Here is a 22,180-nt window from a genome sequence, read left to right as displayed (position 1 = left end):
AGCAGGCCCGGACAACGGTCACTGCCCTGTAAAAGAAGACCTGGCTGGGGGCTCAGGGCGCCGGCGGCGCGCGGGTGTCTTATGGCACCTGACGCGCGTACCCTCGCATTGTAATCAGATGCGGCGCGCGGATACACCGTCGCGCGCATCGGAATCAAACGAATTACAAGACTTTGCGCAAGAATTCACGCGTGCGCTCGTGCTTCGGCGCCGAGAATATCTGCTCCGGATGGCCTTCTTCCATGATCACGCCCTGGTCGATGAAGAGCACGCGATCGGAGACTTCCCGCGCAAACCCCATTTCGTGCGTCACCACCACCATCGTCATGCCTTCTTCGGCGAGCGACTTCATGACTTCCAGCACTTCGCCCACGAGTTCGGGGTCGAGCGCCGAGGTCGGCTCGTCGAACAGCATGACGGTCGGCTGCATGGCCAGCGCGCGGGCAATCGCCACGCGCTGCTGCTGGCCGCCGGAGAGCTGGTTCGGGAACGCGTCGATCTTGTCGATCAACCCGACCTTGCGCAGCAGTTGCTCGGCGACCGTCACGGCCTGATCGCGCTTCAGGCTGTTGACCTGCATGGGCGCGAGAATCAGGTTCTCGAGCACCGACATGTGCGGGAACAGGTTGAAGCGCTGGAACACCATGCCGACGCTTGCGCGCATGGCATTCATGTTCGTCTTCGGGTCTTCGACATGGAAGCCGTTGACGAGCACTTCGCCGCCGCTGACGTCTTCGAGTCCATTCAGACAGCGCAGGAACGTGCTCTTGCCCGAGCCTGACGGCCCGATCACGCACACGACTTCGCTTTCTTCGATTCGGCAGGTAATGCCGCGCAGCACGTGCGTCTCGCCGTACTGCTTTTGCAGGTTGTTAACGACGATCACCTTGGCCGTACCTCGTTTCCAGATGTTGAACAAATGCCGACAGCACCAGCGTGATCACCCAGTAGATGAGCGAAATCGTCAGGTACGGCTCCCAGTAGCGGGCATAGGCGCCCGATACGGTCCGTGCGGCATACGCCAGTTCCGCCAGCCCGATGGCCGACGCCAGCGACGAGTCCTTCACGATCGCGATGGCGTTGTTGCCCAGCGGGGGCAGCATGCGGCGAAACGCCTGCGGCAGCACCACCTTGCGCAGCGTCTGCATGTAGGTCATGCCGAGCGAGCGGGCCGCTTCGGCCTGACCGCGATCGATCGACTGGATACCGGCGCGGAAGATTTCCGACACGTAGGCACCGGCATTGAGCGAGATCGCCAGCACGGCCGACATGAACGCACCGTACTGCGAGCGGATTTCACGTGCCAGATCGCCGCTGATGAGCAGACCGCCCGACGGGTTGATCAGCATCGGCATCAGCGCGAAGTGGATCAGCAGAATCTGCACGAACAGCGGCGTGCCACGGAAAAAGCTGACGTAGAAGCGCACCGGGAGCTGCACACCGTAGCGCAGGAAATACTTGTAGAAGCCGTGACGCGCTTCGGCCAGACGGCCGACGCCGAGCACAAGCCCGAGTAACGTGCCGGCGATCACACAGATCACCGTGCACTTGAGCGTCATCAGCGTGCCTTCGACAAACAGAGGCATGTACTCGCTGATGATGTTCCACTGGAACCCACCCATGAAGCACCTTTATACAAAATGAAACGAACCGGCTTGCCGGCAGAAAAACGCTCGCGGCCCGGGGGTTGACGTCGATGTCCTGACGATCAGCTCACGGGCCGCGAGAGGCCAGATGACTGGCGCGCGTGGCGCGAATCTTACACGCGTTACTTATTGTTGCGGCAGCGCCGGCACGTCGGCGTCGAACCACTGCTTGTAGATCTTGGCGTAGGTGCCGTCAGCCACGATCTTCTTCAGACCGGTGTTGATCTTGTCGAGCGCAACCTTGTTGCCCTTCTTCACGGCAATACCGAAGTACTGGCGCTTGAACTTGCTGTCGTAGACCAGCTTGAACGGCTTTTCCGGATGGCTCTTGATGTAGAACTTGATCACGCCCACGTCGCCCACGGCAGCGTCGACACCACCGCGATACAGCTCTTCGAGCATGAGCGGCGTGTTGTCGAAGCGGCGGATCGAGGTGCTGGCACGGCCGAGTTCTTCCGAGACGGCGATGTCGCCGGTGCTCGAATTGACCACGCCGACTTGCAGCTTCTTCAGGTCGGCCAGATTGGCGACCTTCGAACCCGGCGACGTGATGATGACCTGATCGGCCGGGAAGTACGGGGCCGAGAAGTCGACCATTTCACGACGCTTGTCGGTGATGGTGATGCCCGAAATGATGATGTCGCGGTCGCCTTGGTCGAGCGTGGCGAAGATGCCTTCCCACGGCGTGCTGACCAGCTTCACGTTGAACCCGCCAGCCTTGCCGATCGCCTTGATGACGTCGATATCGAAGCCGACCAGCTCTTTTTGCGGCGTTTCGAACTCGAACGGACGATAGGTACCGCCTGCGCCCACGGTGTACGTGGGATCGGCAGCTTGCACTGCCGGCACGGCGGCGAAAGTCGTCAGAAAACAGGCGGCGGCCAGCACAAGGCGCTTCGTCAACATGTTGATTTCCTAGGCGAGAATTCGTAAAAGAGCGCAATGATACTCCTCGCCGACCCCGAAACGAAAAAAACCCGCCGAAGCGGGTTCTCTCGTTGCGATCTCGCGACGTGGGACGCAATTCCCATGGAATGGGAACGCTGCAAGCGCCGCCGTTCAGAACGCGCCGGCCGCAATCGGACCGGCACTCTCGCCCGGCCCGAACACCACGTCCCGGTACGATTTACCCGCCGGGATCATCGGGTAGACGTCGTCTTCACGCGCCACCAGCACATCAAGCAGATACGGCTCGCTCGGGTCGGCCAGCATGCGGGCCAGCGTCGCCGGCAGTTCCTCGGCACGCGTGACGCGGGCACCGGCCACGCCGTAGCCGGCAGCGATGGTCACGAAGTCCGGGTACGGGCGGCCATCGTCGGCGCCTTCCGGCGCGTTCGGATCGGCAAGCGACGAGGCGACGCGGTTGCGGGCATAGATCATGTCCTGCCACTGACGCACCATGCCCAGCCACTGGTTATTGATCACGAGCACCTTCACACCCAGTCCGTAACGGCGGCAGGTCGACAGCTCGTTGACGGACATGTTCAGGCTGCCGTCGCCATCGATATCGATCACGGGCACGTCAGGCAGCGCGACCTTTGCGCCGATCGCCGCCGGCAAGCCGAAGCCCATGGTGCCGAAACCGGCGCTCGACAGGAACGTTCGCGGCTCGCGCAAGCGCAGGTGCTGCATCGCCCACATCTGATGCTGGCCAACGCCCGTCGTCACCACCGCCTCCGGCGGGAGCAGCGCCGCGAGTGCTGCAATCACGTCTACGCCGGTCAGCACGCTGGCGTCACCGTTCTCTCCCGACACCGGCGACACGGGTGCCCGCAGCGGGTGAGCGGCACGGCGCTCGCCCAGATAAGCGTGCCAGTCGGGCACGTCGCGGCGGGTCGCATGGGCGAGCAAGCCGCTGAAGGCGTCGCGCAAATCGGCGTGCACGCCCAGCGTCACTGGCTTGTTCTTGCCGATTTCGGCCGCGTCGACGTCGATATGGACGATCTTGGCGTGCCGGGCAAACAACGTCGGATCGCCGACCACCCGGTCGTCGAAGCGCACACCGAGCGCCAGCACAAGATCCGCTTCGTTGACGGCCACGTTGGCCGCATAAGCGCCGTGCATGCCAAGTGGCCCAAGCAGCAGCGGATGATCGTCGGGCATCGCGCCGAGCCCCATCATCGTGAGCGCCACCGGGCAATTGAGCGCTTCGGCCAGTGCCTTGAGCCGGTCGCTGGTGCCCGAGGCGATCACCCCGCCCCCGGCGTAGATGACCGGCCGCTCGCTTTTCGCCAGCAAGGACGCGATGCGTTGGGCCGTCTCGTCGCTCATGCCGGCCGGCACCGGCGCGGTAAAGCGCTTGTCGGTCGGTTGGTCGGGGCGAGCCTGTTGAATGTCTTTCGGAAAATCCACCAGCACTGGGCCGGGGCGTCCTGCCAGCGCGCAAGTCGCGGCTTCGCGCAACGCCGCCGGGATGTCGCGCGCCTCACGCACTTGCCGGGCGAGCTTGGTCACCGGCTTGGTGATTGCGACGATGTCCACTTCCTGAAAGGCATTCTTGCCGAGCCAGTGCGTGGCGACATTGCCCGTGATGGCGAGAATCGGCACGGAATCGCTGGCGGCGTCGGCGATGCCGGTGACCAGATTGGTCGCCCCGGGGCCGGACGTCGCCAGACAAACACCGAGCTTGCCGGTAGCACGCGCATAGCCCTGCGCGCCAAATACCGAGCCTTGCTCGTGTTCGGTACGCACCAGCGTGATGGACACGCGTGAAAGCGCATCGAGCATTTCCAGGTTGGCGCCGCCCGGATAGCAGAACACGGTATCGACACCAATCTCTACCAGCGTGCGCGCAATGAGGTCCGCCCCCTTGGCGGACAACGGGGCAACGGGCTGGGCGACAGCGCCGGTGGCGGCTTCGGCGGCAGGCAGAGACAGGTCGAGTTTCATAGGTACGTGGTTTTCCGGCTGTTTCAGAAAAACTGTTGCGATAGCTGCAACAAACTAGGGTCAATCTTATGACGGGGCGCAGGTAATTGCTTCGCGTAACATTGACAGATTCGCGCCAATTTCACATGATTTATTCGAAATATAAAATTCCAAGGAATTGATTATGCAACTTGACGCTTTTGACGAGAAAATTCTCGCGATCCTGCAAGTCGATGCTTCGCTATCGGCGGCCCAGATCGGCGAGCAGATCGGCCTTTCACAGTCGCAGTGCTGGCGACGCATCGACCGGCTGGACGCCGAGGGCATCATCGAGCGGCGCGTCGCACTGGTCGACCGCAAAAAAGTCGGCTTGAACGTGATGCTGTTCGCCCACGTAAAACTCGCCGGTCACAATCGCAACGCCCTGCCTGAGTTTTCGAAGGCAATTCAGGATTTTCCGGAAGTACTCGAATGCCATGTACTGATGGGCAATGTCGACTTCCTGCTGCGCATCGTCACGCGCGACGTCGACGCTTACGAACGCTTCTTCTTCGAACGGCTGTCGCAATTACCCATGGTGCAGGAGGTCAACTCGATGATCGCCCTCTCGCAGATCAAATCGACCACCGTTTTGCCGATCGGATCGCAGGCCGCGGGCAGTTAGTTCTCATCGCTACACCTCACTACCCTGTCGTTGCAACGTCGCAATGAATGACCCGCATGACAGCGCAATGCCCTGTTCGTGTCACGAACCCGACAGTAGACTGTCACCCGCGTCACAGACGTTGGACAGTGCCCTCGCAAGCCTCTATCCTTAAGCATTCGCTTAGGCATCCACTTTGGGAGCTCTGCATGAAACGTTGGATCGGAGTGACAGCCGCAGCCGCTATTCTCGGCGTGACGGCCTGGTGTTTCATCCCCGCACATGCGGCCCTCAAGACTGGCGCCACGGCACCTGACTTCACGGCGCAGGCCTCGCTTGGCGGCAATGTCTTCTCGTTCTCGCTGGCCGATGCGCTCAAGAAGGGACCGGTCGTCCTCTACTTCTATCCTGCCGCCTTCACCACGGGCTGCACGATCGAAGCGCACGACTTCGCCGAAGCCACCGACACGTTCAAGTCGATGGGTGCCACGGTGATCGGCGTCTCGCACGACAACATCGACACACTCAACAAGTTCTCGGTGTCGGAATGCCGTAGCAAATTCGCCGTTGCCGCCGACACGGACCAGCACATCATGCGCGCCTACGACGCCGTGCTTGCGCTCAAACCCGATCTGGCCAATCGCGTCTCGTACGTCATCGCCCCCGATGGGAAAGTTATCTATAGCTACGTGAGTCTCGATCCGGACAAACACGTCGCCAACACTCTTGAAGCCGTACGCAAATGGCGAGCAGCCCATCCCGCATGAAGTCGCAAGCACGCGCTCAGACGCGCAGCGAAGAAGTCGCCAATAGCATCAGTCACGGACTCGCGTGCCTCGCAGCGTTGGCCGCCATTCCCTTTCTCTTCAATGCGGTACGCCCGCCGTCGGCCGTAGGCCCGAGCGCGGCGCAGCAGATCGGTATCGGCGTGTTTGCCGCCACGATGGTGGTGGTCTACCTGTCTTCTGCGCTCTACCACGGCCTGCCCGACGGACGTGCCAAGCGCGTGTTCATGCGGGTCGACCACTGCGCCATCTTTCTTTTCATTGCCGGGACGTACACCCCTTTCACGGTCAAGATCCTGCATGACCCGTGGGGCTGGCCGCTGCTCACGGGTGTCTGGGCCATGGCGCTCGCTGGCCTGATCGCCAAAACACTCGGCCTGCTCGACCGGCCGCTCGTCTCGACAACCCTGTACATCTGCCTCGGCTGGGTGGCAGTCCTCGTCGCTGGGCCCGTGCTCGCCGCCATTCCCGGGCCCGGTGCCGGCTGGCTGTATGCCGGTGGCGTTGCCTACACCGTCGGCGCGATCTTCTATTCGCTCGACGGGCATATCAAGTTCGGACACCTGGTCTGGCACCTGTTCGCCATTGGCGGCACGGCCTGCCACTACCTTGCGGTCTGCCGCTACCTCTGAGGTAGGGTCTGACACTGAACGTGTCAGGCCGCGCGTAGCGGGAGCACCTGCCGAATGATGTCCGCGCCGGCGGCCTGCAACGCAACACGCAGGTCGTACGACGCCTGGAGATTGGTCCAGAACTCCGCCGAGGTGCCGAAGTAGCGCGCAAGACGCAGGGCCGTGTCGGCCGAAATACCCCGCTTGCCGCGCACGACGTCGTTGATGCGCGGTGCCGGCACATGAAGCGCCAAGGCCAGCGCGTTCGCCGACATGCCGCCCGGCACCATGAATTCCTCCCGCAGAATTTCCCCCGGATGAATCGGCGCCAGCGACTGCCCGGTGACCAGCCCCGCAAAATCGGTCTGGTCAATCTGATCTCGTCTGATGCTCATCGCAAAACCCCATTTCAGTGATAGTCGACGATACCTACGTCGTAGGCATCGCCCTTGGCAAATCGGAAACACACGCGCCATTGCTGATTGACGCGAATGCTCCACAAATCCACTGGCTTTCCGTGCAAACCCTCCAATCGGTTGCCCGGCGGCACCAGCAAGTCCTCCACACAAGTCGCGGCGTCGATCATCAACAACTTGCGTAACGCAGCGCGCTGAATCGATTTCGGAAACCTGCGTACGTAGCAACCGGTGAAGAGTGCCGCGGTCACCTTGTCCGAGAAGGTTTGGATCATAGGTTTGAATTTATAACACATATCGTTAAACGAACAACGTTATATGAGTGACATTAAGTGTCACGTCAGATCGAGGAGACGGCCGCCAGCTTCGCGGCCAGCGACGCGCAGCGAGCCAGCAACTCGGGATCGCCGAACATGCGGCACGCCCCCTGCATGCGATGCAACACCGCCTGCGCCGCAGCGAGATCACCTTTATGCCGACGCCTGAGCAAACGGCGGAACTGGGCAATGTCTTTCGCCATCTCTGCGCGCATCACGCCCCTCGCCACGGCATCCCTGTAAAGCGGCAATTTCGGATTGATCTGCGTGACCTGTATGGCATGCGGGACTTCCGGCATGGCGCCGCCAACCGGTGACAATCCAGCGTCGTGTCCGAGCGCCACCGGCCGTGGCCAGCGCGCCGCGAGCGCCTGTTGCAACCGCCGGCGAGAGACAGGTTTCGGCAGCACCGTGTCGATACCCGCTTCCCTGGCCATGCGCGCGTCGAGCACCGATCCGGTCACGGCAATCACGACCGGGGGCAGGCGATGCAGCGCCGTTGCCGTTCGCTGCAAATCCCCCGCCAACCTCAGCCCGCAGGCGTGCCCGAGTTGCACGTCGGTCAGCACGACATCGACGTCGCACGCCGCCCATTGGGAGAGCGCCTCTGCCGCGTCGCCCACGCCCTGCACCACGCACCCCAGCGCCCCCAATTGCTCGCACAGCACGAGGCGGTTGATCGGGTGGTCCTCCACCACGAGTACGCGCAGGCCTTCCCGAACGGGCACGACGGCGACCGGCGACGCTTGGTCTGCGCTCTCGAAGTGGGCGGCACCGCCGGACGCGCCACTGAGCGACATCAGGCCACGGTCCGCCGGTGGTGAAAGCGATGGAAACGGTGCAAGCGGTGGAAACGGCAACGACAAGCGCAAGTGCGCACCTCGCGCCGGCGTCTCCGCGAGCAGCGCACCGCTCATCCGATGCGCCCAACGGCGTGCGATCCATAAGCCCAGCCCCGTGCCCGGGATCGTCGGCTGCCCCCGAAAAAACGCATGGAAGACAGCTTCCCGGGCCCCTTCGGGAATGCCCGGCCCGGTGTCGGTCACGCACACCGTCAAATGTTCCGTCTGCGCCCGCCAGGAAGCCCGAACGCAAACTTCCCCCTCGGCGGTGTACTTCAGCGCGTTGGCAAGCAGCGTTCGCACGATCTGCCGCAGCCGCACGGCATCGCCTCGCAACATGACGGGTACCTCGTCGTCGATATCGCAGCGCAGCGCCAGGCCCTTCGCCCGTGCTTCAGCGGCAAAGATCGCCACTTCACCGTCCAGTTGCGCCCGCACTTCAAAGGGTTCGTCGCGCAGCGGCATCTCCAGGGCATCGCCCTGCCCGAGCTGCAACACATCGTCCACGACACGCACGAGCACATCGAGCGCCGCTCGCATGGTGTCGAATCGCGCACTGCCTGCGCCTCCGCCGCGTTCGGAAGGGAATCCGGCAGCGGGCGCGGTACCGGTCAGGTCCGCCCCGCTGGCGTCGCCGTCCCCGTCGCCATCACCGGCCAACGCATCCAGTTGCCCTTGCAGCACCTGCAACGGCGCGCGCAGTTCGTGCACCAGTGCCATGCGGAATGTGCCGGCTAAATCGACGCCGCCTTCCTCCGTAAGGGAGGGCAACGCGGCCAGCGCGGCATCGATTTCGGTAGCGGCCGACTCCGTTCGCATCACCGCGTCATCGCGGCAACCGTCGAGGCCATCATTGGGGAGATCATTGAAAGTCATCGTGTGAAGACGCGTCACTGCGCTCGTGAGCGCTTCGGCGTACTGAGGAACTGGACAGCCTTGAGTCTGGCGTCTGGCGAGCGTTTTGCGGCTGCGCAAATTCCGAACTTCGACACGATCAGGCGGGCTTTCGGATTTCGCCGGACAAAACGGCTCAAGTTCCGTGTCTCATCTGCCGATAATCCCTATGACCCGCTTTGTTCGAAGCATCCGGCGGGGGAGGCCGCGTGTTTCTCTTTCCGCGACCCGGGCACACATTCCATCGATAAATATGTATAAGAACATGACGATTCGGACCAGCCTGACACTGGTCCTTGGTTTGCTTGGTGCAGTTCTCGTCCTCGTTAGCGTGCTGGGCTTGCAAGCGCTCAGCTCCAGCAACGAGTCCCTGAGCAAGATGGCCACGGACGACACCCCCGCGCTGGCCGAACTCAAGGGCACGGGCGAGCAGCTTCTACGGACACGCCTCTCGATGGCGACGTTCGCCTCCTATGTCAGCCTCGGCGCTGACCCGGACGAGTCGGAAAAGGTGCTCAAGCGCGGCAACCAATACATCGCCGCTTCCGACGCCCTCTGGAACGACTATCTGAAACGTCCCAAGGAAGACACGCACGAAGCGGAGTTGGCCAAGGCCGCCGACGCCAAGCGCCGGAACTTCTTCGAGAACGTGATTACCCCAGCGATGAACGCCCTCAAGCAGGGGGATGTGGCGGGCTTCCACCAGATTCAGGCACGCGTCGCGCCGTCGGCTTACAACGCCGTCGACAGCGCCATCCGCGAGTTGCAGGACATTCAGATTGCGCGCCAGAAAGACCGCTTCGAGGCCGCCCAACAGCGCTACAACATCATGCGCATTGCCTTGGGCGTCACGTTGGCGATCGCCCTGCTCGTCGCCCTGTGGGGCCGCGCCATGCTGGCCCGCGCCGTGCTGCGTCCGATTCGCGAAGCCATCGGGCACTTCGAGCGCATGGCAGCCGGTGATCTGAGCCACCGCGTGGAACAGCGCACCAACAACGAGATGGGCCAGTTGTTCGGCGCCCTCGGCCGCATGCGCGACGGCATTGCCGGCACCGTAGGCACCGTGCGCGAAAGCACGGAAGCCATTCACGGCAGCGCCCGCGAAATTGCCGACGGCAATGCCGACCTGTCGGCACGCACCGAATCGCAGGCGTCCTCGCTGGAGCAAACCGCTGCGAGCATGGAGGAACTCACCGCCGTCGTGAAGCAGAACGCCGAGAACGCACGCGCCGCAAGCCAATTGGCCGTGACGGCGTCGGAGACCGCCTCACGCGGCGGCGAAGTCGTGCAGGAAGTCGTCACGACCATGCGCGATATTTCCGAAGCCTCGCAAAAGGTCAACGACATCCTGACCGTTATCGACGGCATCGCCTTCCAGACCAACATTCTGGCGCTCAACGCCGCCGTCGAAGCCGCGCGGGCCGGCGAGCAGGGTCGCGGTTTTGCGGTGGTTGCGGGCGAAGTGCGCACGCTTGCCCAACGCAGCGCGGCAGCCGCCAAGGAAATCAAGGGATTGATCGACGCGTCGGGCAGCCGTGTCGAGACCGGCACCCGTCTGGTCGAACGGGCGGGCGCGACGATGATTGAAGTGGTGCAGTCGGTCAAGCGCGTCACCGACATCATGGGTGAGATTTCGGCCGCCAGCGTCGAGCAGTCGAGCGGCATCGAGCAAGTCAACGGTGCCGTGACGCAGATGGACGAGATGACACAACAGAATGCGGCGCTCGTGGAAGAAGCTTCCGCAGCCGCTGCCGCCTTGGAATCGCAAGCCGCACGCTTGCGCGAGTCGGTCGCGTTGTTCCGGCTGTCGGCGCACGATTCGACGCACGCCTCGATCGGTATGCAGGGGGTTGCGGCCGTTGCCCCGTCGCACGGGACGCTGGCGCTCGCCGCCTGATCCTGCCGCACGCCCTTTCACAACACGCAACATTCACCGGCGTCGGTTCTCGACGCCGGTTCGCCGATCCCCTACTCCACGGAAAATCAGACGCTCGCGCGCTGCTCGAACCCCTTGAGCGGCGTCTCGGCGATCCACGCCTTGTCGACTTCGCACGACGTGACCTGCGCCCCGGGTGGCCCCTGCCGCATCCATTCGCAGAACGCGAGCAACTGATCGGCGCTGCCTTGCGCAATCGCCTCGACCGTCCCGTCGCGCCGGTTACGCACCCAGCCATTCACGCCGAGCCTGTGGGCAGCCACGACACACGAGGCCCGGTAGCCGACGCCTTGCACCACCCCATGCACGATGATTTGCCACGTTGTCGTCATTGCCCCCTCCTGCAAGACCGGTTGTCATGAAGCTCATGGAAAAAGGGCCTGATGATCATCAGGCCCTCGCAACAAGTTAGCACACCGCGCGTGAACGCTTAATAGATGTCGCGACGATACCGTCCTTGTGCCGACAGATCGAGCAATGCCTGCGGGCCGATGGCCTCGGCCAGTGCCGCATCGACCGCGGGAGCCATGCCGGACAAACTGCCGCAAACATAGATCGACGCGCCCTGCTGTACCCATTCGGCGATGTCAGAAGCGACTTCCCGCACGCGATCCTGCACGTAGATACGTGCGGCCTGATCGCGCGAATACACACGGTCGATGCGGGCAATGCCACCCTGCGCCTGCCAGTCACGCAACGTCGCATCGTGGAAGCTGTCATGCGCCGCCTGACGCTCGCCGAAGATCAGCCAGTTGCGACGGCGTCCCTGAGCGATGCGCTCGGACAAGTGCGCGCGTAAGCCGGCAAGTCCGGTACCGTTGCCGATAAGGATCACGCCGCGATCGTCTTGCGGACCATGGAAGCCCGGGTTCGGACGCACGCGCATCATGACGTCGCCGCCCAGCGCCACGCCGTCTGTCAGCCAGCCCGAACCCAAGCCGAGCGAGCCGTCGGGATTACGTGCCTGACGCACCAGCAGCGCCAACTGGCCTTCCGCCGGCGTCGAGGCAATCGAATACTCGCGCTCGGGCAGCGTCGCCAACGGTGCGAGCCACGCCTGCAAGTCGATGCCGGCAGGGGGTGCCGCATCGGGCAGAACGCGCTCGCGCAGCGCTTCGCCCAGCGTCACTTCACGCCCGGCGACCGTCACCCGGACGTCCGACGCCCAGACACTGCCCGCCAGCCACGCGTCGATGCGTGCTTGAGGATGACGCGGCAACACTTCCACCAGATCGCCCGCCACCCACTTGACGCCCGGCGGCGGCGTAAAGGCCACGTGATAGGCCGGCAAGCCAGTGCTGCCGGGGTTTAGCAACGTGCGTTCGGCAAGTTGCCACGATTGGAAGACAGGCGAGTCATCGGACTTCGCTGCTGAGAGCGGGCGGCCGAGCCACTCACCCAGTCGCTCCTGCCACCGCGCCCATGCGCCCGGATCTCCCCGGTCGACTTCAATGGGCTCGAACGCCGCTACGCCGCCTTGCGCGCGCAGCCAGCCGTCGAGGGTGCGCCCGAAACCGCAGAACCGGTCGTACTGACTGTCGCCCAACGAGAGCACGGCAAAGCGCAGCGTCGGCAACGCCATCGCCTGATTCATCAGTTGCTGTGCGAAGCGGCGAGCGCTGTCGGGCGGTTCACCGTCGCCGAACGTGCTGACGATGAAAAGCGCGCGCTTGGCGGTGCCAAGTTGCGCTTCGCCGATGCGTGCGAGCGGTTGAATCTGCGCCGGCACACCGGCGCCTTGCAACATGCCAGCCGTCTGCCACGCAAGGCCTTCCGCCACGCCGCTCTGGCTGGCAAAGCCGATCAGGACGCCCTCTTCGGCTATCGCCCCGCCCGCGGACGGCTTGTCATTGCCGGCAACCACCGGCCGCGACGCCGCCAGCGCCCGTTTCTTCTTGCGACGATCAAGATAGAGCATCCAGCCGGTGACGAAGAACACCGGCATCATCAGGCTCGACAACATCATGACGACGATGCCCACCGGCCCGAAGAAGCTGCCGCGATGCAGTGCGTAAATGCTCGTCATCAACTGGCCGCCGACGGTCTTCTGGCCGTAACGCTCCACGTTGCTGACCTTGCCCGTCACCGCATCCACGTCCAGACGGCTGAAGGCGCGCTCGTGCGGCACCGAATCGTCGAGCCACGTCATCTGGAGCGGGCCACCCGTTTTTTGTGCCGGGCGCAGATAGACCTTGGTGTAGTTCGGGACTTCGGCCTTGAACGCTTCCCACGCGACGTTCACGTCGGTGTCGGCCAGATCCGGCAGCGCGGGCTTCTTGCGCTCACCGCCCTCGGCACCGGCGCCCTTTGCGTCCTTCCCGCCCTTCGCCATCTTCGGTTGTGCCGCCGGCTTGTTGCGCACCGGCTGCTGAACCCCAGCGATGGAAAACAGCATGCCGCGCCACCAGTCGTACGACCAATAGAGCCCGGTCGTGGCCGACAACAGATACGGCACCAGCACCACCGTGCCGATCACCGCGTGCAGATTCCAGAGGAACGGCCGGCCCTTCTTCTTGAAATCGATGTGAAACCACGCGCGCCAGTTGCCCAGACGGCGTGGCCAACGCAGATACAGGCCGCTCAGCGCGAGCAGGAACAGCAGCAGCGTGGCCGCGCCGGTGATCTGCTTGCCGATGCCTTCCACCGTTAGAAAACGGTGGATGTCCATGATGAAACGGAATACGACGTCGGCCTTCGAGCGGCCGAGCATTTCACCCGTGTACGGATCGACAAAATAGGTCTCGCCGCGCGGGCCGTCACCGGTCGACAGACGCACGCCTACCGCGTCTTCCGGGGTACGCACCACCGTCATCAGCAGAATGCGGCGATCAGGGACGGCGTCGTGCACGCGTGCGACCAGTTCGGGCACGGGCAGCCGGCCGCCGTCGCGCACAGGCACGGTCATCACGCCCGAGCTGAAGGCTCGCGTGAGTTCGTCATCGTAAGAGAGGAGCGCGCCGGTCAGGCCGACCACTGCCAGCACCAGCCCGGCAGTGATACCGAAAAACCAGTGCAGTTGAAACCACAGTCTTTTCATCATTGTGTTATCCGGCGCAACTCTGGGCGCCTTTGGGCGGCACAGCCGATGTGCGCCGCAACCCCGTTTCCGGAGGTGTGCCATACCGCAAATGCCCTCCGGGCGCTTTGCGGCAATATCGAATGTTATTGCAAACGATTCTCAGTTTCAATCTTTACCCGATCGCCGACTTCTGGCCCCGAATTTCACTGCCTGTCAGGCGCCTGTCAGTTATATCCCACAAGAATTTCATAGAACGGACGACGCCCTGTCGGTTTTTGAGCGGTTAGGATGGATTTATCCCGCGCGGAAGTTCGCGCTCCCGCCCCACCGAACCGCCGTCATCGTCGCACTTTCCCCTTCCCCTGCGCCCACCCGCTCGGCCCCGGATTCGACCTTACGGCACGACAGCGACGGAGTGCCATGGAACAACCTACGTTTGCCACGTCCGCCACCACGCCGGCCGACACCTGTGTCGTCGACGTGCACACCACGGCGTTCTTCTTCGATCTGGATGGCACGCTGGCGCCACTGGCCGCGAGGCCTGACGCCGTGAAGCTGCCTCGCGACACGGCCAGCGTGCTCGCCCGGCTGAAGGAGCGTGCGAACGGCGCGCTGGCCGTGGTCTCGGGCCGTCGCATCGACGACATTGACGGTCTGCTCGCCCCGCTGCACGTGCCCGCCGCAGGACTTCACGGGGCTGAGATCCGCTATGCCAATGGCGATTTCCAGCGTGCGGAGGGTCTCGTCCGCGACACGGAACGTATCGCTGCCATCGTTGCGCCGTTGCGTGCCCTCGTCGAACAACATCCGGGGCTGCTGCTGGAAAACAAGGGCAGCGCACTCGCCCTGCACTATCGTGGTGCACCGGAACTGGCGGGAGTGGCACGCGACACCATGCGCGCCCTCGCCGAACTGCACGCGGACACCTTTGCCTTGCAGCCCGGCAAGATGGTGTTCGAACTGCGGCCGCGCAATGTCAGCAAGGGCCGCGCCATCTCCCTCCTCATGCAAACCCCGCCTTTTGCCGGGCGCACGCCCCTGTTTGCGGGCGACGACCTGACCGACGAGGCAGGGTTTGCCGATGTCAATGCGCACGGCGGTATCACGATCAAGATCGGCGAAGGCGAGACCTGCGCCCGTCACCGCCTGCCGTCCCCCGAGGCGCTCACAGCCTGGCTGTTGACCCTGCGCCCGCCTACACAGGAGAAAGACGTATGAGTCGCTTAGTCATCGTGTCGAACCGGGTCGCCCCGATCACCGAGGGCAAGCCCACCGCCGGCGGGCTCGCCATCGGCGTGTTCGATGCGCTCAAAAACACCGGCGGCATGTGGTTCGGATGGAATGGCGAGATCGATGCGGTGCCGGCGACGGCCCCGGACATCGCGCATCGCAACAACGTCACGTTCGCCACGGTGCCGCTCACGCGCCGCGATTACAACACCTACTACCGCGGTTTCTCCAACGCCACCCTCTGGCCGACGTTTCACTATCGCGACGACCTCACGCGCTTTCAGCGCGACGACTACAACGGTTATCGCCACGTCAATGCCCGCTTTGCGTCGCTGCTCGCGCCGCTGTTGCAGCCGGACGACCTGATCTGGGTGCATGACTATCATTTGCTGCCATTTGCGCAGGCCTGCCGGCATATCGGCATCAAGCAGCGCCTCGGCTTTTTTCTGCACATCCCGTTTCCGTCGCCGCAGGTGCTGATGACCGTGCCACCGCACGAAGCGCTCGTGCGCGCGATGTGCGAATACGATCTCGTCGGCTTTCAGACCGAGCCCGACCGCACGGCTTTCACCGACTATCTGGTGCGATACGCGGGCGGCACGCTCCATGACGACGGCACGGTCACCGCGTATGGCCGCACGTTCCGCACGGGCGTTTATCCAATCGGCGTGTATCCGGACGAAATTCAGCAACAGGCGACCGCGCGTGCCACGGTCAAACACATCCTCGATCTGAAACAGGGGTTGCAGCAACGCAAGCTGATCATGAGTGTCGATCGGCTCGACTACTCGAAGGGGATGCTGGAGCGCTTTCGCGCGTTCGAGCGCCTGCTGGAGCTTTGGCCGAACCAGCAAGGGACCGTGAGCTTCGTGCAAGTTGCACCGCCCAGCCGGTCGGACGTGGCCGGGTATGGCGAGATCCGGCGTCAGTTGGAAACCGAGGCGGGGCATATCAATGGCCGCTTCTCCGATCTCGCGTGGACGCCGCTGCGCTATATCAACAAACGCTACGATCACGAGGTGTTGATGTCGTTCTTCCGGGCGTCGCAAGTGGGCTACGTCACGCCATTGCGCGACGGTATGAATCTCGTCGCCAAGGAATATGTGGCGTCGCAGGACCCCGCCGATCCGGGGGTGCTCGTGCTCTCATGCTTTGCGGGCGCGGCACAGGAGCTTGACGGTGCGTTGATCGTCAATCCGTATGACATCGACGAAATGGCCGAAGCGCTGCGCTCGGCGCTGAACATGTCGCTATCCGAGCGACAGTCGCGCTACGAGAGCATGATGGCGACGTTGCGCGAACACAATTTGTCCACGTGGCGCGACCGGTTCATGAGCGATCTTCGTACGCCAAGCGCGACAACACCCGCCACCCCGGTGCTGGTGCGCTGCGCACAACCTGCGGCGGCCTGACGGACGCTTCGGCACACATCGACACGACGCGGGGGAGTGCGATGCAAAAGCGCGCCCCGCCTGACGTTCCCGGAACGCGCGCGTCGAGACAAGGAGACACGCCATGAGCCAAAGTCAGAACGACAGCTCGGCGCCCAGCGTGAGCGTCGAAAACGATGGACCGGTGACGATCATCACGCTGGCCCGCGCCGCGCGCCGCAATGCCGTCGACCGCGAGATGGCCAACGCCCTGCGTGATGCCCTGCTTGCCTTCGAGCGCGACAGCAACGCGAGTGTGGCCGTGCTGTGCGGCAAAGGCTCGACGTTCTGTGCCGGCGCCGACCTCTCGGCGTTCGACGATCCCCAGCGACGCAATGTGGTCACGCCTGATGGCACCGGCGACGGCCCGATGGGCCTGACGCGCCGACATCTCGACAAACCCGTGATTGCCGCCGTCACCGGCCACGCGGTGGCGGGCGGGCTGGAACTGGCGTTGTGGTGCGACTTGCGGGTGGCGGACGTGTCAGCGACGTTCGGCGTGTTTTGCCGGCGCTTCGGCGTGCCGCTCATTGATGGCGGCACGGTACGTTTGCCGCGTTTGATCGGCATGAGCCGTGCGCTCGACATGATTCTGACCGGGCGCGCGGTCGGTGCGCAGGAAGGTTTCGAGATTGGGTTGGTGAACCGGCTCGTGCCGGAGGGCATGGCGCTCCAAGGTGCCATTGCCTTGGCGCAGCAGCTCGCCGCGTTGCCGCAGGGGGCGTTGCGCGCCGACCGACGGGCCGCTTATGCGCAGTGGGATTTGCCGCTGGAAGATGCGTTGCGCCAGGAAGGCGCAGCGGGACACGATGTGGTGTTCTCGGAAGGTCTCGAAGGGGCCCGCGCCTTCCTCTCCGGTGCAGGCCGTCACGGGGCGCCGCGAAACTAGGTGCGATAACCCACTGCCCTTCGCGGCATCTCGCCGCGCCGCCGGTTCCGCCTTACTTTCCTGCCGGACGCGACTGCTGCACTTGTTCCAGACGCTTGCGCAAACCGTCCGCGATTTCCTTCTGATTCGACTGATTGGCAAAGTCGATGGCGGTGAACCCCAGTTGGTTCTTCAACCGCACATCCGCACCGCCGTCGAGCAGCACCTTGCAGGTCGTGATGTGACCACCGCGGGCGGCCATCATGAGCGGCGTGGTGCCGTTGGGCGATTCGGCATCGACATACGCCGAGGCATCGAGCAGCAACTGCACAATCTCGTCGTTGCCGCTGGTCGCCGCGTAATGCAGCGGTGCCCAGCCCTTCTTGTTCACTTCGGCTTCCTTGTCGATCATCAGCTTGACCATCGGCGTGAGGCCTTGCAGCGAGGCGAGCATCAGCGCGTTTTCGCCGGCGGCATTGGTCGCATCGAGATCCGTCTTGTCGTTGTTGATGAGCAGTCGCGCGACATCGACCGACTTCTCGCGCATCGCGATCACCAGCAACGGGTTGCCCTTCTCGTCACGCGTGTTCGGATCGACGCCCGCCTTGAGGGCTTCGGCCACAGCCTTCGTATCGTTGAACGTGACGGCCTTGAACAGCGCCACATTCGACGTCGCCGCCGTGGCACACGCCGTCAGCCAAAGCACGCTGAGCAACATCAAGGCTCGGATCATCGGGAATTTGCGCATCGGTGGACTCCTGTCGGTAGACCGTTGAAATTGAGTAACGCTGGGGGCAAGGCGATGAAACCGCGCAAGTCGTACGGGCCTTGGCGCGGGGAGGCAACTCGCTTCAATGTTTTGCGGTGGCAAACAGGCGGAAGAAATTCTCCGTTGTCACCTCGGCAATCTTCTGTACCGGCTCACCGCGCAAGTCGGCAATGAATTCGGCCACATGGCGCACGTAGCCGGGCTGGTTCAGTTTGCCGCGATACGGCACCGGCGCGAGGTACGGCGAATCGGTTTCGATCAACATGCGCTCAAGCGGCACGCGGCGTGCGACGTCTTGCAAATCGCGGGCACTCTTGAAAGTGACGATACCCGAAAACGAGATATAGAAGTTCTGATCGAGCGCGCCTTGTGCCACATCCCAGCTTTCGGTGAAGCAGTGCATCACACCGGCCGGCTCGCCCGCATTTTCTTCACGCATCAGGCGCAGCGTGTCGTCGGCGGCCGAGCGCGTGTGAATGATGAGCGGCTTGCCCGTCACGCGCGCCGCCCGAATGTGGGTGCGAAAGCGCTCGCGCTGCCATTCCATGTCTTCGATGGAGCGCCCTTCCAGCCGGTAGTAGTCGAGACCGGTCTCCCCGATGGCCACCACCTTGGGCGTGGCCGCGAGGCGCACGAGGTCGTCGACGCTCGGTTCGGGGGTGTCCTCGTAGTCGGGATGCACCCCCACCGAGGCGTAGACATTCTCGTGTTGCGCCGCAATCTCCAGCACTTGCGGCAGCGTGGGCAGATCGACCGACACACACAAGGCGTGACTCACCTTGTTCTCGCGCATGCGGGCCAGCAGGTCGGGCATCTGCTCGGCCAGTTCGGGGAAATTGATGTGACAGTGCGAATCGATAAACATGATGGACGATCGGGTTCCGGTGTCGGAGTCAGAGCGACGCCGGTGCGCCGAACAACTGTTTGTATTGCAGAAAAAGGGCTTCGAGCAGCACGCGGGTGTTAAGCGGGTGGTTCTGCACCTGACGCTGTTGCGCAAGCTCGCGCAGGAAGCCGAGCAGGCGCACGTCGTCGGTCGCATCGCCGCACTGGCGCAGTGCCTTGGCGTGGGCCGGGTAGAACCGCGAGTTGCCCGTCATGCGTTCGGCGAGCACGTCGAAGCACCAGCGTTGCAGCGTTTCGAGAATGCCCGGCAGGTTGCCCTTGTGCAGTTGCTCGGCACAGGCGAACGCGTCGACCGCCCCGCCCTGCGCCAGTTGCCCCAGCAGCCAATCACGCCAGCTACGCTCGTCGGGTTCGGCCAGCGTGCGGGCCGACAGGGGTGCGCCACCGGCTTCCGCCAGCACCGCCGCCGCCGTCGCCGCGTCGAGGCCCGCTTCGCCCATGAGCCACTGCGTCGACTGCTTGTCGTCGGGGCGCGTCAGCACCACACGGCGGCAGCGCGACAGAATCGTCGGCAGCAAGCGATCGGGTTGCGTCGTCACCAGCAGGAACACGACACCTTCGGGCGGTTCTTCGAGCGTTTTGAGCAGCGCGTTGGCGGCGTGCACGTTCAGCGCTTCCGCCGGATACAGCAGCACGACACGGCGCCCCTGACGATGCGAGCCCAGGCTGGCAAAGTCGATGACCTCGCGCACCTGCTCGATCTTGATTTCCTTGCTTGGCGTCTTGGTCTTCTTGTCGGCGTCGGCCTCGGCGCGGTTCTCGGCGCCGGGTAGCGTATCGGCCATGATTTCCGGGCAGATGGCACGAAAATCGGGGTGATTGCCGCTGGCAAACCACTGACAGGCGCTGCACGTGCCGCACGGCGACAGGTCGTCGCGCGGGGCTTCGCAGAGCAAACCCTGCGCGAATGTGCGCGCAACCGCGAGCTCGCCGATGCCGGGTACGGCCTGCAACAACAGGGCGTGCGGCATCTGGCTGCGCAGATCGTTAAGGCGCGTCCAGTCCTGCGACTGCCACGGATACAGCATGGGGGCTCCTTGGCCTGAATTTTCGCCAGCATGGGCGCTGGCATGACACATCAGCGCGGGGGACGTCGTCGGCTCGCGCCTGATTTCGGGCGGGAGACCGAACGAATACCCGGATTATGGCCCCATTCGCGGGGCGCTTCAGCAAGTGCCGCCGTCAGTGCCCGGGCACGCCCAACCGCGCAAAGACGCCGGCGAGTTCTGCGGCAATCGCATCGATGCTCTGGGCGGCGTCGATCACGACGAAACGGCCCGCCGACGCCTGCGCACGACGCAGGTACTCTTCGCGCACTCGCGTGAAGAAGGCGGCCGACTCGCGCTCGAACTTGTCCGGCGCGCGGGCACCGGCCAATCGGGCCGCCGCAATCGACGGATCGAGATCGAACAGAATCGTGAGGTCGGGCTGGCGGGTGCCCTGCACCCACTGTTCGAGCACCGACAGCTTGTCCAGCGAGAGGCCGCGACCGCCGCCCTGATAGGCGAACGTCGCATCGGTGAAACGGTCGGAGACCACCCAGTCGCCACGGGTCAGCGCGGGTTCGATCACTTTGACCAGATGCTCGCGGCGGCCGGCAAACATCAGCAGCGCTTCGGTTTCGATATCCATCGGCTCATCGAGCACGAGCTTGCGCAACGATTCGCCAAGCGGCGTGCCGCCCGGCTCACGCGTGGCCACGACGTTGCGGCCATCGCGGGCGAGCCCCTGACGCAGCGTATCCACGAAGGCATTCACGTGCGTGCTTTTGCCAGCGCCGTCGATGCCCTCGAAAGTCACGAACTTGCCCGGCACGGCGGCCGGTGCGGCGTTAGGTTGGGTCATTGATCACCTCGCTGGTATTTGTCCACGGCGCGATTGTGCTCCTGGAGATTGGTCGAGAAATGGCTCGTGCCATCGCCCCGCGCCACGAAATAGAGCGCATCGCTCGGGGCGGGATTGAGCGCCGCCGCCAGCGATGCCACGCCGGGCAGCGCAATCGGCGTCGGGGGCAGCCCGGCACGCGTGTACGTGTTGTATGGCGTATCGGTCTGCAAGTCGCGCTTGCGAATGCGTCCCGTGTAGAGGTCGCCCATGCCGTAGATCACCGTCGGATCGGTCTGGAGCAGCATGCGCTTCTTCAGGCGATTGACGAACACGGCGGCGACCTGCCCCCGTTCCACGGCCTGTCCCGTCTCTTTTTCCACAAGCGATGCCATGATCAGTGCTTCGTACGGCGTGTTGTACGGCAAGCCCGGCGCACGCGCGGCCCAGGCTTCGTCCAGCCGCTTCTGCATCAGGCGATAGGCGCGCTTGTAGATGTCGACGTCGCTGGAGCCCTTCGGAAAGAGATAGGTGTCCGGGAAGAACATGCCCTCGGCTTCCGCGCGGTCGGCGCCCACGAGTTGCATGATGTCGGCGTCGGGCAGCCCGGCCGTATCGTGGCGCAGCGCCGGGTTGAGATCGATCTCGGCGCGCATTTTCTTGAAGGTCCAGCCCTCGATGATCGTCACCACGTACTGGTTGACGTCGCCGCGCGCGAGTTTCTCCATCACGTCGATGGGCGTCACGCCCGTGGCGAACTCGTAGTTGCCGGACTTGAGCTTGGTGCCCACGTCCATGATGCGGGCGAGCAGATTGAACAGCAGCGGATGCACCGGCACGCCGCCCGTGCGAAGCTGGGTCGCGACGCTGCGCACCGAGCTGTAGGGTTTGATCGTCACGTCGAGCGTCGGCTTGACGAGCTGCATCGGGGCTTGCGCCCAGTAATAGAAAGCACCGCCTGCCGCCAACGCGACGACAATCAACAGCACGAACAAGCGTTTGATGAAGGACATGTATTGCAGAATAAGTCGCGCTCGGACGGCAGCGGGTTCGGGGGACTCGGTCAACCCGGGCATACATGGATAACGGCGGTTCGTGCTGCGCGTTTTGCGCGTCGAACCGGGCTCGCACGCCCAAGCGGAAGACCCAATATAATACTTTGACTTGCCGAACCCT

General features: G+C 63.8%; 21 protein-coding genes. 7 read left to right on the top strand and 14 right to left on the bottom strand.

Features of this window, described 5'->3' with window-relative positions:
- Positions 1-163 precede the first annotated feature (163 nt).
- From CDV46_RS23590 to ilvB, 4 genes are all read right to left on the bottom strand, one after another.
- On the bottom strand, positions 164-886 hold the full coding sequence (locus CDV46_RS23590) for an amino acid ABC transporter ATP-binding protein (protein ID WP_058378385.1): 723 nt from the start codon (positions 884-886) through the stop codon (positions 164-166).
- On the bottom strand, positions 873-1,622 hold the full coding sequence (locus tag CDV46_RS23585; RefSeq protein WP_058378384.1) for an amino acid ABC transporter permease: 750 nt from the start codon (positions 1,620-1,622) through the stop codon (positions 873-875). The genes CDV46_RS23590 and CDV46_RS23585 overlap by 14 nt, the downstream gene beginning before the upstream one ends.
- 150 nt (positions 1,623-1,772) lie before the next feature.
- Positions 1,773-2,552: a basic amino acid ABC transporter substrate-binding protein gene (locus CDV46_RS23580; RefSeq protein WP_212677094.1), complete on the bottom strand. Its 780-nt coding sequence runs from the start codon at positions 2,550-2,552 to the stop codon at positions 1,773-1,775.
- A 153-nt stretch (positions 2,553-2,705) separates the two neighbouring features.
- On the bottom strand, positions 2,706-4,535 hold the full coding sequence (ilvB, locus tag CDV46_RS23575) for a biosynthetic-type acetolactate synthase large subunit (RefSeq protein WP_087725328.1): 1,830 nt from the start codon (positions 4,533-4,535) through the stop codon (positions 2,706-2,708).
- Positions 4,536-4,698: 163 nt separating this feature from the next.
- On the opposite strand from ilvB, the gene CDV46_RS23570 reads away from it, so the two are divergent.
- From CDV46_RS23570 to trhA, 3 genes are all read left to right on the top strand, one after another.
- Positions 4,699-5,178: an Lrp/AsnC family transcriptional regulator gene (locus CDV46_RS23570; protein WP_058378382.1), complete on the top strand. Its 480-nt coding sequence runs from the start codon at positions 4,699-4,701 to the stop codon at positions 5,176-5,178.
- A 188-nt stretch (positions 5,179-5,366) separates the two neighbouring features.
- Positions 5,367-5,924, top strand: coding sequence for a peroxiredoxin (locus tag CDV46_RS23565; RefSeq protein ID WP_058378381.1), 558 nt, complete (start codon positions 5,367-5,369; stop codon positions 5,922-5,924).
- Positions 5,921-6,574, top strand: a complete 654-nt coding sequence (trhA, locus tag CDV46_RS23560) for a PAQR family membrane homeostasis protein TrhA (RefSeq protein WP_087687834.1) — start codon at positions 5,921-5,923, stop codon at positions 6,572-6,574. The genes CDV46_RS23565 and trhA overlap by 4 nt, the downstream gene beginning before the upstream one ends.
- Before the next feature lie 23 nt (positions 6,575-6,597).
- Here the strand turns inward: trhA and CDV46_RS23555 are convergent, their stop codons facing one another.
- The 3 genes from CDV46_RS23555 to CDV46_RS23545 all read right to left on the bottom strand — a co-directional run bounded on the left by CDV46_RS23555 (position 6,598) and on the right by CDV46_RS23545 (position 9,004).
- A complete protein-coding gene (locus CDV46_RS23555; protein WP_058378379.1) occupies positions 6,598-6,948 on the bottom strand; it encodes a HigA family addiction module antitoxin in 351 nt (116 codons plus the stop codon).
- A gap of 14 nt (positions 6,949-6,962) precedes the next feature.
- Positions 6,963-7,244, bottom strand: a complete 282-nt coding sequence (locus tag CDV46_RS23550) for a type II toxin-antitoxin system RelE/ParE family toxin (protein ID WP_087687835.1) — start codon at positions 7,242-7,244, stop codon at positions 6,963-6,965.
- A gap of 65 nt (positions 7,245-7,309) precedes the next feature.
- Positions 7,310-9,004 (bottom strand): ATP-binding protein, encoded by a 1,695-nt coding sequence (locus CDV46_RS23545; RefSeq protein WP_087725326.1) that lies wholly within the window; start codon positions 9,002-9,004, stop codon positions 7,310-7,312.
- A 283-nt stretch (positions 9,005-9,287) separates the two neighbouring features.
- Here CDV46_RS23545 and CDV46_RS23540 point away from each other — a divergent pair, with 283 nt between their 5' ends.
- A complete protein-coding gene (locus tag CDV46_RS23540; protein WP_254916192.1) occupies positions 9,288-10,919 on the top strand; it encodes a methyl-accepting chemotaxis protein in 1,632 nt (543 codons plus the stop codon).
- Between the two features lie 86 nt (positions 10,920-11,005).
- On the opposite strand, the gene CDV46_RS23535 is transcribed toward CDV46_RS23540, so the two are convergent.
- Both CDV46_RS23535 and CDV46_RS23530 read right to left on the bottom strand, forming a co-directional pair.
- Complete coding sequence (locus CDV46_RS23535; RefSeq protein WP_087687838.1) at positions 11,006-11,290, bottom strand: acylphosphatase; 285 nt, start codon at positions 11,288-11,290, stop codon at positions 11,006-11,008.
- A gap of 98 nt (positions 11,291-11,388) precedes the next feature.
- On the bottom strand, positions 11,389-13,998 hold the full coding sequence (locus tag CDV46_RS23530; protein WP_217896764.1) for a PepSY domain-containing protein: 2,610 nt from the start codon (positions 13,996-13,998) through the stop codon (positions 11,389-11,391).
- A 399-nt stretch (positions 13,999-14,397) separates the two neighbouring features.
- Here CDV46_RS23530 and otsB point away from each other — a divergent pair, with 399 nt between their 5' ends.
- The 3 genes from otsB to CDV46_RS23515 all read left to right on the top strand — a co-directional run bounded on the left by otsB (position 14,398) and on the right by CDV46_RS23515 (position 17,526).
- Positions 14,398-15,195 carry a trehalose-phosphatase gene (otsB, locus tag CDV46_RS23525; protein ID WP_087725322.1) on the top strand — a complete coding sequence of 266 codons (798 nt, stop codon included), beginning with the start codon at positions 14,398-14,400 and terminating at the stop codon, positions 15,193-15,195.
- Entirely contained in the window at positions 15,192-16,619 is a 1,428-nt protein-coding gene (otsA, locus tag CDV46_RS23520; protein ID WP_087725321.1) for an alpha,alpha-trehalose-phosphate synthase (UDP-forming), read from the top strand. Before otsB ends, otsA begins: the two co-directional genes overlap by 4 nt.
- 103 nt (positions 16,620-16,722) lie before the next feature.
- On the top strand, positions 16,723-17,526 hold the full coding sequence (locus tag CDV46_RS23515; protein ID WP_087725319.1) for a crotonase/enoyl-CoA hydratase family protein: 804 nt from the start codon (positions 16,723-16,725) through the stop codon (positions 17,524-17,526).
- 52 nt (positions 17,527-17,578) lie between these two features.
- Here the strand turns inward: CDV46_RS23515 and CDV46_RS23510 are convergent, their stop codons facing one another.
- The 5 genes from CDV46_RS23510 to mltG all read right to left on the bottom strand — a co-directional run bounded on the left by CDV46_RS23510 (position 17,579) and on the right by mltG (position 22,017).
- Positions 17,579-18,253 carry an ankyrin repeat domain-containing protein gene (locus CDV46_RS23510; protein WP_087687842.1) on the bottom strand — a complete coding sequence of 225 codons (675 nt, stop codon included), beginning with the start codon at positions 18,251-18,253 and terminating at the stop codon, positions 17,579-17,581.
- Positions 18,254-18,356: 103 nt separating this feature from the next.
- On the bottom strand, positions 18,357-19,139 hold the full coding sequence (locus CDV46_RS23505) for a TatD family hydrolase (RefSeq protein ID WP_087725317.1): 783 nt from the start codon (positions 19,137-19,139) through the stop codon (positions 18,357-18,359).
- 28 nt (positions 19,140-19,167) lie between these two features.
- Positions 19,168-20,208 (bottom strand): DNA polymerase III subunit delta', encoded by a 1,041-nt coding sequence (gene holB / locus CDV46_RS23500; protein ID WP_087725315.1) that lies wholly within the window; start codon positions 20,206-20,208, stop codon positions 19,168-19,170.
- A 154-nt stretch (positions 20,209-20,362) separates the two neighbouring features.
- Positions 20,363-21,025 carry a dTMP kinase gene (gene tmk / locus CDV46_RS23495; protein ID WP_087687845.1) on the bottom strand — a complete coding sequence of 221 codons (663 nt, stop codon included), beginning with the start codon at positions 21,023-21,025 and terminating at the stop codon, positions 20,363-20,365.
- The gene (mltG, locus tag CDV46_RS23490) at positions 21,022-22,017 is read right to left on the bottom strand and encodes an endolytic transglycosylase MltG (RefSeq protein WP_087687846.1); all 996 of its coding nucleotides are present in this window, start codon (positions 22,015-22,017) and stop codon (positions 21,022-21,024) included. Before mltG ends, tmk begins: the two co-directional genes overlap by 4 nt.
- Positions 22,018-22,180: the final 163 nt, after the last annotated feature.

The organism is Pandoraea sp. PE-S2T-3, from assembly GCF_002179965.1.
GTDB lineage: Bacteria > Pseudomonadota > Gammaproteobacteria > Burkholderiales > Burkholderiaceae > Pandoraea.
This window is presented reverse-complemented; position numbering and strand designations above follow the sequence as displayed.